General features: G+C 32.0%; 18 protein-coding genes. 6 read left to right on the forward strand and 12 right to left on the reverse strand.

Annotated elements, in window-relative coordinates; genetic code table 11:
• Positions 1 to 34: 34 nt before the first annotated feature.
• Together modA and ACNARN_RS02850 are read right to left on the reverse strand one after the other, a co-directional pair.
• Positions 35 to 790 carry a molybdate ABC transporter substrate-binding protein gene (gene modA, locus ACNARN_RS02845; protein WP_196532527.1) on the reverse strand — a complete coding sequence of 252 codons (756 nt, stop codon included), beginning with the start codon at positions 788 to 790 and terminating at the stop codon, positions 35 to 37.
• A gap of 252 nt (positions 791 to 1,042) precedes the next feature.
• Positions 1,043 to 2,026 (reverse strand): sugar-binding transcriptional regulator, encoded by a 984-nt coding sequence (locus ACNARN_RS02850; protein WP_099075600.1) that lies wholly within the window; start codon positions 2,024 to 2,026, stop codon positions 1,043 to 1,045.
• 370 nt (positions 2,027 to 2,396) lie between these two features.
• On the opposite strand from ACNARN_RS02850, the gene cutA reads away from it, so the two are divergent.
• Both cutA and sra read left to right on the forward strand, forming a co-directional pair.
• Complete coding sequence (cutA, locus tag ACNARN_RS02855) at positions 2,397 to 2,705, forward strand: divalent-cation tolerance protein CutA (RefSeq protein ID WP_198619902.1); 309 nt, start codon at positions 2,397 to 2,399, stop codon at positions 2,703 to 2,705.
• A 399-nt stretch (positions 2,706 to 3,104) separates the two neighbouring features.
• Positions 3,105 to 3,338 (forward strand): stationary-phase-induced ribosome-associated protein, encoded by a 234-nt coding sequence (sra, locus tag ACNARN_RS02860; RefSeq protein WP_109373597.1) that lies wholly within the window; start codon positions 3,105 to 3,107, stop codon positions 3,336 to 3,338.
• 128 nt (positions 3,339 to 3,466) lie between these two features.
• On the opposite strand, the gene ACNARN_RS02865 is transcribed toward sra, so the two are convergent.
• Entirely contained in the window at positions 3,467 to 4,519 is a 1,053-nt protein-coding gene (locus ACNARN_RS02865; RefSeq protein WP_368887797.1) for a DNA polymerase beta superfamily protein, read from the reverse strand.
• Complete coding sequence (locus ACNARN_RS02870) at positions 4,503 to 5,282, reverse strand: DNA polymerase beta superfamily protein (RefSeq protein WP_416304109.1); 780 nt, start codon at positions 5,280 to 5,282, stop codon at positions 4,503 to 4,505. Before ACNARN_RS02870 ends, ACNARN_RS02865 begins: the two co-directional genes overlap by 17 nt.
• A gap of 142 nt (positions 5,283 to 5,424) precedes the next feature.
• On the opposite strand from ACNARN_RS02870, the gene ACNARN_RS02875 reads away from it, so the two are divergent.
• Positions 5,425 to 6,012 carry a hypothetical protein gene (locus ACNARN_RS02875; protein WP_416304110.1) on the forward strand — a complete coding sequence of 196 codons (588 nt, stop codon included), beginning with the start codon at positions 5,425 to 5,427 and terminating at the stop codon, positions 6,010 to 6,012.
• Between the two features lie 60 nt (positions 6,013 to 6,072).
• On the opposite strand, the gene ACNARN_RS02880 is transcribed toward ACNARN_RS02875, so the two are convergent.
• The 5 genes from ACNARN_RS02880 to ACNARN_RS02900 all read right to left on the reverse strand — a co-directional run bounded on the left by ACNARN_RS02880 (position 6,073) and on the right by ACNARN_RS02900 (position 8,393).
• Positions 6,073 to 6,564 (reverse strand): hypothetical protein, encoded by a 492-nt coding sequence (locus tag ACNARN_RS02880; RefSeq protein ID WP_416304111.1) that lies wholly within the window; start codon positions 6,562 to 6,564, stop codon positions 6,073 to 6,075.
• Between the two features lie 347 nt (positions 6,565 to 6,911).
• The gene (locus ACNARN_RS02885) at positions 6,912 to 7,406 is read right to left on the reverse strand and encodes a hypothetical protein (protein ID WP_416304112.1); all 495 of its coding nucleotides are present in this window, start codon (positions 7,404 to 7,406) and stop codon (positions 6,912 to 6,914) included.
• Entirely contained in the window at positions 7,406 to 7,750 is a 345-nt protein-coding gene (locus ACNARN_RS02890; protein WP_416304113.1) for a M15 family metallopeptidase, read from the reverse strand. Before ACNARN_RS02890 ends, ACNARN_RS02885 begins: the two co-directional genes overlap by 1 nt.
• A 2-nt stretch (positions 7,751 to 7,752) precedes the next feature.
• Complete coding sequence (locus tag ACNARN_RS02895) at positions 7,753 to 8,025, reverse strand: phage holin family protein (protein ID WP_004243326.1); 273 nt, start codon at positions 8,023 to 8,025, stop codon at positions 7,753 to 7,755.
• Positions 8,022 to 8,393 carry a putative holin gene (locus tag ACNARN_RS02900; RefSeq protein ID WP_020945795.1) on the reverse strand — a complete coding sequence of 124 codons (372 nt, stop codon included), beginning with the start codon at positions 8,391 to 8,393 and terminating at the stop codon, positions 8,022 to 8,024. Before ACNARN_RS02900 ends, ACNARN_RS02895 begins: the two co-directional genes overlap by 4 nt.
• A 197-nt stretch (positions 8,394 to 8,590) precedes the next feature.
• Here ACNARN_RS02900 and ACNARN_RS02905 point away from each other — a divergent pair, with 197 nt between their 5' ends.
• Positions 8,591 to 9,142 carry a serine O-acetyltransferase gene (locus ACNARN_RS02905; RefSeq protein WP_198619895.1) on the forward strand — a complete coding sequence of 184 codons (552 nt, stop codon included), beginning with the start codon at positions 8,591 to 8,593 and terminating at the stop codon, positions 9,140 to 9,142.
• A 141-nt stretch (positions 9,143 to 9,283) separates the two neighbouring features.
• Positions 9,284 to 11,122: an acyltransferase family protein gene (locus ACNARN_RS02910; RefSeq protein WP_368887801.1), complete on the forward strand. Its 1,839-nt coding sequence runs from the start codon at positions 9,284 to 9,286 to the stop codon at positions 11,120 to 11,122.
• Positions 11,123 to 11,154: 32 nt separating this feature from the next.
• Here ACNARN_RS02910 and ACNARN_RS02915 read toward each other — a convergent pair whose 3' ends face one another.
• Positions 11,155 to 13,206, reverse strand: coding sequence for a hypothetical protein (locus ACNARN_RS02915; RefSeq protein ID WP_416304114.1), 2,052 nt, complete (start codon positions 13,204 to 13,206; stop codon positions 11,155 to 11,157).
• A gap of 173 nt (positions 13,207 to 13,379) precedes the next feature.
• Between ACNARN_RS02915 and ACNARN_RS02920 the strand changes: the two genes are divergently transcribed.
• A complete protein-coding gene (locus ACNARN_RS02920; RefSeq protein WP_416304115.1) occupies positions 13,380 to 13,631 on the forward strand; it encodes a hypothetical protein in 252 nt (83 codons plus the stop codon).
• A gap of 28 nt (positions 13,632 to 13,659) precedes the next feature.
• Here the strand turns inward: ACNARN_RS02920 and ACNARN_RS02925 are convergent, their stop codons facing one another.
• Both ACNARN_RS02925 and ACNARN_RS02930 read right to left on the reverse strand, forming a co-directional pair.
• A complete protein-coding gene (locus tag ACNARN_RS02925; protein ID WP_223293349.1) occupies positions 13,660 to 13,971 on the reverse strand; it encodes a hypothetical protein in 312 nt (103 codons plus the stop codon).
• Positions 13,971 to 14,267 (reverse strand): hypothetical protein, encoded by a 297-nt coding sequence (locus tag ACNARN_RS02930; protein ID WP_416304116.1) that lies wholly within the window; start codon positions 14,265 to 14,267, stop codon positions 13,971 to 13,973. Before ACNARN_RS02930 ends, ACNARN_RS02925 begins: the two co-directional genes overlap by 1 nt.
• Positions 14,268 to 14,280: the final 13 nt, after the last annotated feature.

Genomic DNA, 14,280 nt, shown 5'->3' on the forward strand with positions numbered 1-14,280 from the left:
GTGGCGAAAAAACACAATTTATGTGAGAAAAAATCTATGGTTTCGAAATTACAGGAAGAAAACCATAATCAGTAAAAGCCTTTATCCCTTCAGCACGAGTAAAATAATCAGCAAGTAATTGTGCTTCTTTCGGATTTGCTGATGTTTTTAAAACAGCAAGTGTTGCCACTTCTTCTGGGCTACCTTCAGGAACTGGAAGCAAAACGAGTTTATCTTGATTTTTCATTGCATCTGCATACCCAATAATGGCGGCATCCACTTCCCCATTGAGTAAATACATAAGCAATTGTTTAATGGTTGCAGTGCGTACAACAACTTTATCACGTAGTTTATCGCCTTGACCTGATGCATCAATAAGTTGCTCGCCACTTTTTCCTAATGCGATAGCTTTAGCATCACCCATACCTAGTTTTAATGAACTATTCGCAAGATCTTCTAGTGTTTTAATATCACCCACTTTATCTTTACGCACAGCAATAACTGGAATATGGCGAACAATAGAATATTGATTAACTACTTGTCCTTCTTTATTTAACTTTTCCACGTAATCTTGTGAACCGGGAAAAAATAAATCCCCCTGCTTAGTTAAATTAAAGCGTGTTAGTATTTGACCTGAACCGCCATATTCAATAGTAACTTTATTTCCTGTCTCTTTTTCAAATACACTCACAACTTGCTCTACTGGTTGTTTTAATCCAGCGCCTGCATAAAGATGAAGCTCTGCTGCAAATGTATTATGGCAAATTAATCCTAATGCTAGTCCTAAACCAGCAAGAAATTGGCGTTTCATAAAAGTGGTGATCCCGACTATCGTTATATAATTTTTTATATAATGAATGATATAAGTATTTAAGGCAAGAGGCTCATATAAAAAAAGATAAAAATGTTAACAACTTATCATTTTTATCTTTTTCTTTATATGTAAGCTTTACAAAATAGACTGATCAAAACAAATGCTTCAAATACTTTATTTTTATCAGAAATAAGTAAAGCTTAAATAGTGGTTTGCCAACAAATCCTCGCTTTCACGAGGATTTTATTACTAATTGTCTAGCTCTAATAATGCCAGCGCTGTGACTTCATCAATCACAATATCAGTGGCGTAACCTCCTTTTATCGCCCCTATTGTTGCCTGAATATTTTCCACACCACCAGCAATAAAAAGTCTCTGTGTTATTTGTCTTAACTGAGCAAGGCTTATTCCCATTATTCTAAGGTCAATATCAGAAACCAGAGGATTGCCTTGCGCATCATAAAAACGTCCACAAATTACGCCAACAGCACCCAAATCACGATATTGAGCCATCTCACTGCTCGTTAAAACCCCCGTTGTAACCAAAGGATTATCATCTAATGTATTACCCACAACAAAAAGGGCTTTATTACACTGATTTAGCGCTGAAAAATTACGCCTAATAATAGGTTCAGCTTGAAGTTCCATTGCTAGACGCGCACTAGAAACCACCGCAGGCACATGTAAATTAATACTGCACCCTGACAACTTGTTTGCGATTAACGCGGCTGCTTCTGTTGTTTTAAAATCAGGCTGTGGCGCTACTGCACCTATCATTTGTAGTACGGTGATATTTTTTAATGACTTGGGTGGAAGATAATTACCCAATTTATAAATTGTTCGTCCCCAAGCAACACCTAAAATATCATCGTCATTAATTATCTGAGAAAGATACATTGCTCCTGCTTTCGCTAATCTTTCTCTATTCATATTTAAAGTGTGTTGCGATTTATTTTTTTCTTCATCAGGTAAAATAAGCACATTATTAAGATCGAATTTTGCTTTTATTCTGATGGCATAATCAATCGTAGAAAATACTGATGAATCCAAGTTAATATTTACGAATCCTTTTTCTCTAGCTAGATGCAAATATTTCACGACGGTGACTCGAGAAACACCCATAATATTTGCAACTTCACTTTGGCTGAGTCCGTCTTGATAGTAAAGCCACGCAGCATAGAGAACGGGATCATTATCAAATAAACTCGCGTTTTTTAGCGAATTATTATCCATTTTAAACCCCACAAATTTTTATAAATCTTATGACTAATTAGTTTATTTTATATTAGAGATATTATTGAAGGTAAAAATGCCTTTAGCAAAATTAAGCCTTATAACACAAATAGATAGATTTCATTAATCTAATAATAATATCGGCACCCTGATATTTTTCTTTACTACAAGAACCTTATAATACGTAAAAAGCCCTTAATAATGCCGTAAACATTTCATATCGAGAAAGTTTTTTTTGAAAAAACTGTTTTATTTCGCTAAAAATAAAAATATTAGCTTTAAGTTTTAAAAAGTTTTATTTTGATAAAATTAAAATCACCAAACCTTATTGTTGCTATGAAAGATCGAATTAATTTTAAAAGGAAAAACAATGATAATTGCATACTCAACCGCACCAAATGAAACAATCGCTAATGAAATTGCTCACCACCTCATCAATGCAAAACTTGCTGCTTGTGTGAATTTAATACCTCACGTAAAGTCTATTTATCATTGGAACAATGAAATTGTTGAAGATAATGAAATACTTATGATGATAAAATCCGAAAAAAGTAAACAGCAAAACTTAATTGATACTCTTATCGAAATACACCCTTATGATACTCCTGAAGTAATTATAATACCGATTGAAAATGGTTTTAAAGGTTATCTTAATTGGATCTATACCTCCTTGAATTAAAATAACGTTAAATTTTTAACGAGATCTCTTTTCTAATTCTCTTTTTCAAAAAAATGATAATTAATTGTAAATTAAAGCATCTTATATCATCTCAATTATGAGACAAATAACTTGATGTTAATATTAAGCTAAATTTCTTATTTTTAATCATGACAAGTGTTTTAAATACACTTTATAAGTGTAAATATTTTAATTTCAACTGATGATAATCTAGATACTTAATTAAATTTCGAATATAAAAATATTTATTTTATTAATCTGAATATTTTTAAAAAAAGGGAAAATATAGGCAGAATAGCCTTTAATGCTAAATTAATAAGGTTACCAATATCTTATTCTTTTTATTCTCTGCTATAATAAATAGGCTTTCTCTAAATTACATGCAAAAAGGAGTGAGTTGTGAAAACAAACAGAGTCGCAAGACGTATTTTAGGTTTACCTTATAATTTGAGTCGGTCTAAAAAGAAAGTGCGTTTTTCCATTATTGCCTCTGCAAACGCAGAAAATATGCCTGCTGAGTTAAAAAATACAGCTAAAATCTGTTTAAAACAGGATTTTAGAAAGAACGCAGAGCACAAGCGTATATATATGAAGTTAACAGATGCTTACCCAGAGTATCTTGCAACTAATTAATATTTTTATATATCAACGCTATTTAATAAATATTTTTACATTTAGTTTGTATACTTAAAATATTTAAAATAGCATATCCCTTACATTACGTAAGGGATATTAGTTTTCTAGGCTAGTTTATTTTTCTATTAGTTATAAAGCTCTTTTCTTATATTTATAAGAGCAACTTCTGCAATTGAAGGCTCAATTTTTTCAGGCAACAGGCTTAATTGAAATGCTCTCTTAATAGTCTTAATAAGAATTTCACTGCGCTCTAATAATTCATTATAACTAAACTGACCTGCCTTAATTGCTAATAATTCATCTCTGTTATCACACCAAACCTTCACTTTACCTTCTTGTGCAATCCCTAATGCAATATAGAGTAATCTAAAGGTATGCATCATATTCTTGCTATCATAACTTCTGCCATGATCGATGTTTTGTTGGTAACGAACATCATTACGTTGCTCAACCCACTGCCAATATTCATGATATTGCTTGCGATATGCACTATAACCTTCTTTATTAAAGCTAAGATAACCTTCTAGTTTTGCTGTTTTAGAAATACTACTTAGCAATACATCATTAGCATTTTCTTTTTTTATTATTCCTTGATAAGGCACTTTATCATCATAATAAATTGCATAAATATCTTGAGCATGAGTAAGTTTTGCTAACCCAACATTCTCTTGTTTCCAACGTCGATTTTCTAACCAAGTATTGATTAATGTTGTTTTTCCATCTTCAATGACATAACAAAAATCAAGAATAGTTTTTAATTTTTTTTCGACCGGATTTACTATTTTTTTGTTTAGTCCCTGAGCTTTCTTAATCTGCCCTTGTGCATAGCGCACAAATGTTTGAACACAAGTTTTAGACAAAAACCATTCTGGTTTTATCAATGACATTAAAGGATGTCGATAAATAACCATCTGTTCGGGTGAATTAAGTAACTCTAAAATATTAGGATTAGATGCACACAATAGTTCTATAAATCGTCCAAGTTCATAATAGACTATATCATTGGTTTCATTACTTACTTGTGGTGTGTATTCCAACCCATAAAAAAGATCTTTAGGAAGATAAAAGACACCTTTAATATCTGTATCTGATGTTTCCGTTGCAAGATTATGTGAACGACTTCCAGCAATACTTTCAAATAAAAGGTAAGGTTTTATATCTTCAATAGTCAGTTTCATCTAATTTTCTCCTAAACCAATTATTTAAAATATTATTATCGGGTACTGTTCTCTTGGTTAATTGAACATTTGTCTCTTGCCATAAAAAGATCACTAGATGTTGCATTGCATCTGTTGGAACCCAAGTAAAATGTTCATCTTTATCTGATTTAAATTCTACTAGTTCTTTGATGACTTTTTGTTCTTCGATAGTTAAAATTTTTATCAGCTTATCTAATTCCATAGGCGGAATGTTACTCGTTTTCACTGTCCAATAAGCGGATAAAAGAGAGCGTAACATATAGAACCATTTTTTTAATTTTATTGGCTCTGCACTAATCTCATTTTTAGCGTTATTTTCAGGACAATATTCACTCACAACTTTAGCAATTCCTCTGTAATGATGAACAATCACTTTTGGTTGATAATAGAGTTCTGCAAGCTCAAATAACTCTTTTTGAACATTAGGATATTGTTGATAAATTATTGGCGATTGGAGCCACTCTAATAATATACAATTCGATTTGCGTAATAAGTATAGAGCTTTGGTAATATCCCAAGCGCCTACATCAAACCAACTATTTTCTATCCATTCGAAGGTTTCTTTAGGTTTATCAATAGAAAGATAAGCATTGCGAGGCCGTATAAAAATACCTCGCACATCATAATCACTATCTGTTGAGGCAAATCCCCAAGCTCGACTACCACTTTCAGCAACATAGAGTAGTTTGACTTGATACTCTTGCTCTATCTGCGGGAGTTTTTTTAAAATCTCATTATGCATGATGTCCTTATCTCCTTATTGTTACTTTTTCGCTAATTTACATCTTAGTTCTAATATTCTATGGTTATAACACAGACATACACCAATACAAACTTGGCTAATTTTTATTTTTTCATGTGTAATTAATTGGTCTATAACTGAAATGATCACCTCACAACAAGCACAAGATATCGTTCTTAATCACTGTCACTCATCACTTTGTGATAAACGGTTTGCTATTTATTTTTGTGAGTTATCGCCGAAACAAGATTTTTGGATAATCCGTTGCAACTCTGAACGTTATGTTATTTATAATCAACTAGAGCATTGTTATGTCGGTGTAAATGCCTATTTAGTGAATACCTCTACAGGTAAAATTGATATCGTTGGTAGTGGAGAAAGTGTCGAGGATTTTCTACAAGATATCTATGATACCCAAACTGCTGATAGTCAGTTCTATCTTCTTCGCCCCACTTTTTCTAAAGAAAACAAAATCGCATTACTTAATTTGAAACAATGGCTAGAATGCGGATATACCGACATTATTAATTTACTCACCATTAATAAAAATTGGTTTACTAATAAACACCGTAATTTACAACATGTACAAGCATTATTAAATAAGCGGAATATTGAAACTGAAATTGTTCTCGTGGATAAAACCGAGCATGCCATTATCGTCGATAATAGTATATGGTTTGAAGAGGATATTAAAAAAGAATTAAAAAAGGTTATTGGTATTGGGGTTTAATGATTTATTTAAAACATTAAGAATAGCATTCGTCATGAAAACTATTCTTATCTATTTATATTATTGGAAATGTGATTTTTCTATATCAAACCCTGATAAGTCAAATTTATATTGAACCTTACCACCTTGATACGCATTTAGTTCAATAATTGCTTTATTTGCATTTTTTAGTTGTTCAAAAAAGACCTTGGGTTCAAAAACAAAAACAATATTGTCTCCTCCTTGTTGAGGAAGATACTCCTTGCTCAATATTTCATTATTATCAAATTTAATTGAAAACTGGCAATTCTCATATTCAGTTAATTCACCACAATAAAATTGTCCATTTATCATTTCAAGAAGTACATATTGTGTATCTAGATGTTTTCTTAAAATTATTCTCAGTTGGTTTTCTTCATAAGGAAAACCCAACTTATTTATATTGCTAGATAAATTACCAGAGAAATAAAAAGATGTATCTCTTAATTCATCTTTTTTCTCAGAATATTGCCAATTAGAAGCATTAGCACCAAAAGAAGCAATTATTATTAATATAAATAGAATGTTTCGCATTAAAAATCCTCAGTATTATAAAAATATGCTATTCATAAAAAACAAATTTCAATAATAACAAATTTTAAAATAGTCAAATGGCTTAATAAGCTAGATTTTAATGCTATTCTTTGTATACGAACTGTAGTTTTTTAACCATCAATTCTCAATCTAAACAAAAAAGCCACCAGTAACTTACTGATGGCTCTTGGTTTTTTAACCTTTATCAACGATTACTGATAAACGGTATTTTATTCCCACTCGATTATATTCTAGCAATATAACTTACTGATAAATATAAATTATATCTAAATTAGATATCACTAACACCGTCGCCGATACCGTCATTATAAAATCTGTCTATTTTTTCATCGGTAAGAATTGAGGAGTTTTTCCTTTGCTTCCAGCTCTGAAATACAAAGGTTGAGTGTTCTGGTATTTTCATCTGCACGCTGAGCTTCACGCCCATATCGTTCAAGTGTTTCTCGTAGTTGTCGAGAAAGTTCACTGGCTTTGGCTTTCTCAACTCGGCAGGTATTGGCGTTATCGGTACTTGCAACTTCTGTTTGCGTGGTACTGGTTGAGAACTGCACCCTGTCAAAGTGATTAAGAACACGATCAAGTAAAGCATCTGTGCGTATCGTATCATGCTGTTGTGCGTCATGGTATATCTCCAACCTATTCTGCTGTTCATTGTCTGCGTGTTTACGCAGATCAATATTTGTGGCCACATCCTTTTCATCTAATTGATTACCAGAAATCTGTTTACTCATTGCTTGGTTATCAAAATAAATACCGCCAGCAACAAAGCCAGCGGTAAAGGAAACAGCCAAAGCAATTAGCGCTATGACGGTTTTATTCATTAACGAACTCCATTGTGTTCTAATGAAAAATGATTACCATCAGGACGAGTTTTAAAACGCCCGCCCCAACTTCCACCCAATGATTCCCAATACTCGCCCAGTTCTTTATAGTCGCTGGTGGCTGTAAGGTATTTGCCGTTAGCATCAAATAGGTTGAAATCAACTGCTAAACGTTGAGTATGCAGACTGTTACTAATACCCGATCCTTTCTTTGCATTAAGCTGCGCTTGTTCTGGTGTTCGATAAGCTTCGCCAAACGTCAATTTATATCCCTTCTGCTGAGCAAAGGTGATCAGCTTTGCAACCATACCTGTAAACATATTCTGTTTATCGACTAATGACATATTCACCCCTTTATAAACTTGATGACATTGCCTTTACTGACCAGCAACGTTGTGCAGATCAGGATATTGGCAAAGATGTTGTAGATATCAGCGTGATAATTAGGATCGAAGTAAGCGCGAATAGGTACGCTTGAAGAGTAAGCAAGAATGAGGAAAGCTAACCATCCACCTTTTTTACAGTGTTGTCTGCCGTCACGTTTAAAATAGAATACACGCAGAAATATGACAGTACAGATGATGGCATTAACAATAGTGAGCAATGTTTCGCATTTCATTGTTGCCCTCCTTGTTTCGGTATATCAGCCCTTCCGTATGCTTTTACGCTTAACTTAACCACAAGCAAAGCGGAAACAAAAGCACCTACGGCATCGATATGTTCGATTTCGTATTGCTCCGGTTTCACACCGAAAAGACCAGTAACAGAAATAAAGATAGTTGCTGCAGGGCTAAAGAATATAAGACCACAAACGAAGCTTAGAAAAGCTAATACCGATCTACGTTTAAAGCTATATTCAGTAGCAGCAGTGGTAAAGAAGATGGCTCCCAACAGTGAACCCATAACAACTTCTGCTGGAAGCCCTGCGAAATAGCCAAGAAAAGCAGTTGTGCCGATCCCAGCTTTTGTGTAGACATCTTCTTGCATGAGTGTAGTACCAGTGATTAATGAACAATCATGATACTACATAACCACATAGATAAACAAAAATGCATAAAAAATATAAAAACCATTTAAATAGTTAATATTTAGTATGTTTCCTCATTGGTTTTAGTTATTTATAAATTTTACATAAGTGATAGGATGTTAAAAACATATTCTTCATAGTGATAGTGGTAGATAACATGAGTCAAGTAACTGAGCTAATTAAGAGCGATTTATTCAGATACACTGGTACAAGTAAATTTCTATCGAAGAAATTCATGAAAACATATTTTTTTGATAATGGATTTAAATATTTATTTTGGCTGAGAACTTGCCATTCTAAAAACAAATTGTTCAAGTTAGTTGCCATTATCCAACATAAAAGGCTATCAACTAAGTTTTGTATTGATATTCCTAGAGCAACAAAATTAGGCTATGGATTATATCTAGGCCATGGAAAATGCATCGTCATAAACGCCTCTGCTGTCATAGGAAACAATGTAAATCTATCACAATTCACAACTATCGGATCAGTCGAATCAAATGCTGCAACAATAGGCGATGGCGTTTATATAGGCCCTGGAGTATCAATTATTGAAAATGTAATCATTGGAAATGAGGTGAAAATAGGGGCTGGAGCTGTTGTTACAAAAAATGTAGACAGCAATTCCGTAGTTGCTGGGGTTCCAGCAAAAAAAATAAATCACTGCAAATATAACGATTTTGTAACAAAAAGGTTTGCAATTAAGTAAATTATTCTTACAAATCCTGTTGTATTATATTTATGTTAATAAATAACTCACATAGATGTTTATAATTTCACTAATGATCTAATTGGCTTGTAGTGATAATATTTCGCAAATTTATTAATTGATAGACTACACATAACTAATATGCAAAGTAAAAAATTTAGAGCTGATATCAATGGATTGAGAGCTATTGCTGTTCTGTCCGTTATGTTTTTCCATTTTAAACCAGAGTTAGCCCCTGGTGGTTTTGCTGGAGTTGATGTATTTTTTGTCATATCCGGTTTTCTAATGACATCAATTATATTTAGAGGATTAGAAAACAATAATTTCTCTCTCTGGAATTTTTTAAAAGCAAGAGCTAGACGAATTGTTCCAGCACTAGTAACTGTCATATCAATTGTATTAGCACTTGGTTATCTATTTTTTGAACCACTAACATATCAATTGGTTGGTAAACACGGATTCTCTAGTTTACTTTTCATATCTAATATTACTTATGCCAATGAAGCTGGATATTTTGATGCTGATTCCTTTAGTAAACTATTTTTACATACATGGTCATTATCAGTTGAATGGCAATTCTATATAATATATCCAATAATATTGCTTATCTTATCAAAACTATTTTCAATAAATACACTGAAAAAATTTATTGTAGTTTCTGCTATCATAAGTTTTGTTTTTTGTGTTTATTTTTCATCCATAAATAAAACCCTTTCTTACTTTATGATTTACACTAGAGGATGGGAAATGCTTTTGGGTGGTATCGCATTTCTATTCCCATTATCAACAACAGAGAACAAAAAAAGAATAATTGAGATACTAGGGTTAATTCTAATTATCACATCATTTTTTATTTTTTCAGATACTAATACATGGCCTAGCTACAATGCTTTACTACCTGTATTAGGGGCTTACTTATGTATACTTGCTAACAATTCTAAAACTCTACTTTCAAACGTTGTGTTTCAAAAAATTGGATTGTGGTCTTATTCTATTTATTTAATTCATTGGTCTCTCATTGTATTCTTGAAAAAAATAGATGTGGACATTTCTATTTTTACATATTTTATTTCCACACTGCTACTTGCATTTGTTGTTTATAGTATTATAGAGAAAAAAAGAAATTACCATTATGGATTACTATTATGTTGGGTAGTGGCATTATGTGCATCATATTATATTTCTATTGATGGAATTGGGAAAAGAGTTGATGAAAAATATCGACTTAATAAAGACCAATTTCATGAAAAATATTTTGGGGGTTCTGGAATAAATCAAGGTAGCATTATACAAAAATTTAATATTGTCGAAAATGAAACCCCTGATTTTATCATAAGTGGTGATAGTTTCATGCGACAATATATGAATTCATTAAATTCAAATAAAATTAAATCTATTGCTATATTTAAGGATGGCTGTTTTATAACACCCAACCTGATCTCTAAACGAGATGATTTCAATAACGAAAGATGTGAAATGCGTTACAATAACTTTATTTCAGCAATGAAAAACTTCCCAAAAACAAATGTTATCTTTGCTCAATCATGGAATTCTTATACATTAACAAATAGAAATACTAATAAAATTATAAATGATAACATTGATGAAGTAATAGCTAATGATATAAAGGAACTCATAAAGATAGGCGGAAAAGATAGACATTACTATATCATTGGTAGACCACAAAATAGCAAAGTAGCTACTTTTGAATGCCTAGCAAGACATAATCTTCCTATATGGAAAATTACTAGTGCATGCGACAAAAATATGGATCAAAAAATATTATCCATCAATGAGGAAATAAAATTTCTATTTGCAAATGTAGAGAACGTAACATTTATAGATCCAAACGAAATATTATGTAAAAATGGAAAATGTTTACTTCTAAATAATGATAATGAACCTATTTACTCAGATAATAGTCACATGACTATATTTGGTTCGGATATGGTTATTAATCATTTCTTAAATAATAAATAGAAAATAAAGGCACCAATTTAGGTGCCTTTGTTTTAAATATTATCCGTTCCTCCTTTTAATATATTTATCATATTAAAACCAGAATTATTTATATTACTAGATATTAAGAATGAAAAGTTAATATCACCATATAATATTCTATCATAAGATGATGAGTTTACTCGCCCATTTATTGTTGAAACAATATGCACCTGAAGTTCTGATATAAGAATGTATATAACATGATCGACATGTCCAGTGTTTACACTTAACTCATGTCGAAATTCAATATTATTAATATTAAACTCAGACTTATAAACAGCATCTGATATTTTACTTATTGATTTTAATTTGAAATAAAAAGGCCTTCTACTTTCATCAATATAGATACTTTTTGAAAAAATAACATTATTAATTAATGTTATTTTATTTTGTTTTTGAGTAACAAAAACTAATCCATCAGCCTTGAAATCTCCATTCACTCCAAATTTAACGCCTCGTTCACTATGAACTCTATTTAATTTAAACTCTGGAATACCATATGTATGACCAAAATAAGAACATCTTTTACCATTTATTTTAATATACCTGCTATTTATTGTAGGTAGATTTTGTCCCGTTATATAATTATCATCACCATTAATAACAATAACATCATTGTTTACAGCATGTTCAACATCCCACAGATTACAATATAATCTATTCATTCTACCGTCTAAGTTTATTAACTTATATTCATCATATATCGAAGGCTGATGCTCTAACCAATATGTATTACCGCTAATTTCCTCATTTTGTGGTCTATTTCCATTATTCATAGAATAACGTTCATCTAAAATTGTTCTTGTTCCACTTGCTGTGATTTTTATTGTATTACTTGTTATATAAGTATTTCCTGATGTGATTTTTCTACCGTCAGTTTTTGCTAGAATACCAGTCTTCATTCTGTATAAATTTATATCAGCACGCAATCCTGATATTAATGCCCGTTTACCAAGTTCTGAAATAGCATCAAGAAATAAGCATACTCCATCAATGTCATCAGATCTAACATTAGATTTTATATAAGTATCATGATCTGCAACATACCATCTCGGATTATCTATTTTTCCATCAATATGAAATGCAGACACTAAAAGATTGACTCCTGATGCAATGGAAACATCACAATCAAACTTAACGTTAGGTCGAATTGAAATACAAGAGTCTCTATTAACTAGTCTAAATAATCCACCGCCATTTATAACATTAGAATGTGATGGAATAATTGTATATTTATCAATAATAACGTCAGAATTAACAATAATCGCACCATGTTCACTTAGTGCAGAAACTAGTTGATCTGAGTTTGTTATATTTAATTGTCTAGTTGTAAACATTCCTCCATTTATATGCTCTTGAACAGATGTACCGCGATTTGTATTTATCAACTCGGCACCCGTAGGCTTAGCTAATTCAATTAACACATCCGAAGCCGATCCGCTCTCTGGCAAAACTGTTATTGGCTGACCATTATCATCAAACGCTAAAATTTTATTGGCGCGTTGTTCAGTATTTGGTAACGCATTAATAGGCTTATCCTTAACTCGTAATGTCTTACTATCAATGTCCTTAATACTATTATCAACATAGTCTTTATTTACTGCATCAGTACCCAACTTAGGCGGTGCCAAATTAGCAATACGATTGCCCTTTGCATCATAGTAATTCGATAGATAGGTAGGCTTACGCAGGCTCAACGAGAAAGTACCCAATGCCTTTTGAATTAACATTGTTAGATAATCAAAAGCATCTTCATGTACTTCTGCAAAGAATTTCCCCTGATTACGTAAGTCAGTTTCTTGTACAACGGGTAAATCACGTTCTAATAATATCTTCCAGCCTTGAGCTAAAGGTTTATTTAAAACCACCTTACCGCCATGATAGGAACCTGCACCAACAATAGTGTAATCAGTACCATTCTTTAATGTAGTTTCATTACCATCGTTGTCAGCAACAACAACAATCAAATGCCTGCTTTCAAAGATACGGAATCGAAAATCAAAATCCGTTGTTACGTCATTGCCTACATACTCTTCATGGTTTAGTTCAGTAGATACCGTCATTGCCCATCTCCTCTGGTGTTAATGAGGATATGATACGTTTAACTACAAAATATATCCATATTTGCAATAATGGTTATCAAATAGAAAATTAAATTAACCATTTGGATGAACATTTTAATGCATTTACATTATTATAGTTTACGTAATTATTTTCATTAGTGAGGACTTTAGCCATGGAAAAGAAGTATAAATACCCTGCACCAGCTAACTATCCAGATGTAGTGAATACCGATAAAGGGATTGAAAAGTTAATTACACAATCAAACCTTGAAGCACTTTTAACAAAAATGGGAGAAGATGGTCATGATGTATCAGCTCCGCTTGTAGAACTGATAGCAATGAGAAACTTTATAGTTCAAAAGATGAGAGGCAATAAAAATATAATACCGTTGGTGGAATGTATTTTAGCTGAATTGAAAAAATGAGATATGCACCGCATTCGCGGTGCATTGCTTAATACCCTCTTACATTTCTATTATATTCTTCAATTACTCTATTTGCGTTTTCTATAGCTTCTGACTTAGCTTCCTGTATACGTTGTATATCATTGTTTGCTTTATCAACATATTCTTTAGCTGCATCAACATAGCGTTCAGCCTCATTTTTATAATTCTGCCAAGAGTACTGATCGTCTGTATATGGTCTGCTTGGTTCCATATCATTGAATGATGGGTAATTACTACCATATAAATTGCTACCACCATACACATAAGAATATGCATTAAAACTAAATAACAACGATGTTATTAATAATAAGTTTTTCATCAATACCCCTCGTCATCAGCAATATCATTCCATGAATCTTTATGAGGTTTGTTATATTTTTTATAACATAGATCATCAAGTTTTCGCTTTAGTTTACTAACCTTGTCGTAATTCATTCCCCAGTAGACTAAACCACCTCCAGCTATACCGCCAGCAAGTGCGTAACTAACATCTGTTCCCCATATGTATTTGCTTATAAGTAATACTATTCCAGCAAAAAACATATATAGCCCTATTCTTGAATTCATTAGAGCATTACTTTTATCTTTCTCAGCATTTCTAATAGGCTTATTCATATTTACCTAGCCA

Source organism: Proteus sp. TSJ240517 (assembly GCF_047921575.1).
In the GTDB taxonomy this organism is placed as follows: Bacteria; Pseudomonadota; Gammaproteobacteria; order Enterobacterales; family Enterobacteriaceae; genus Proteus.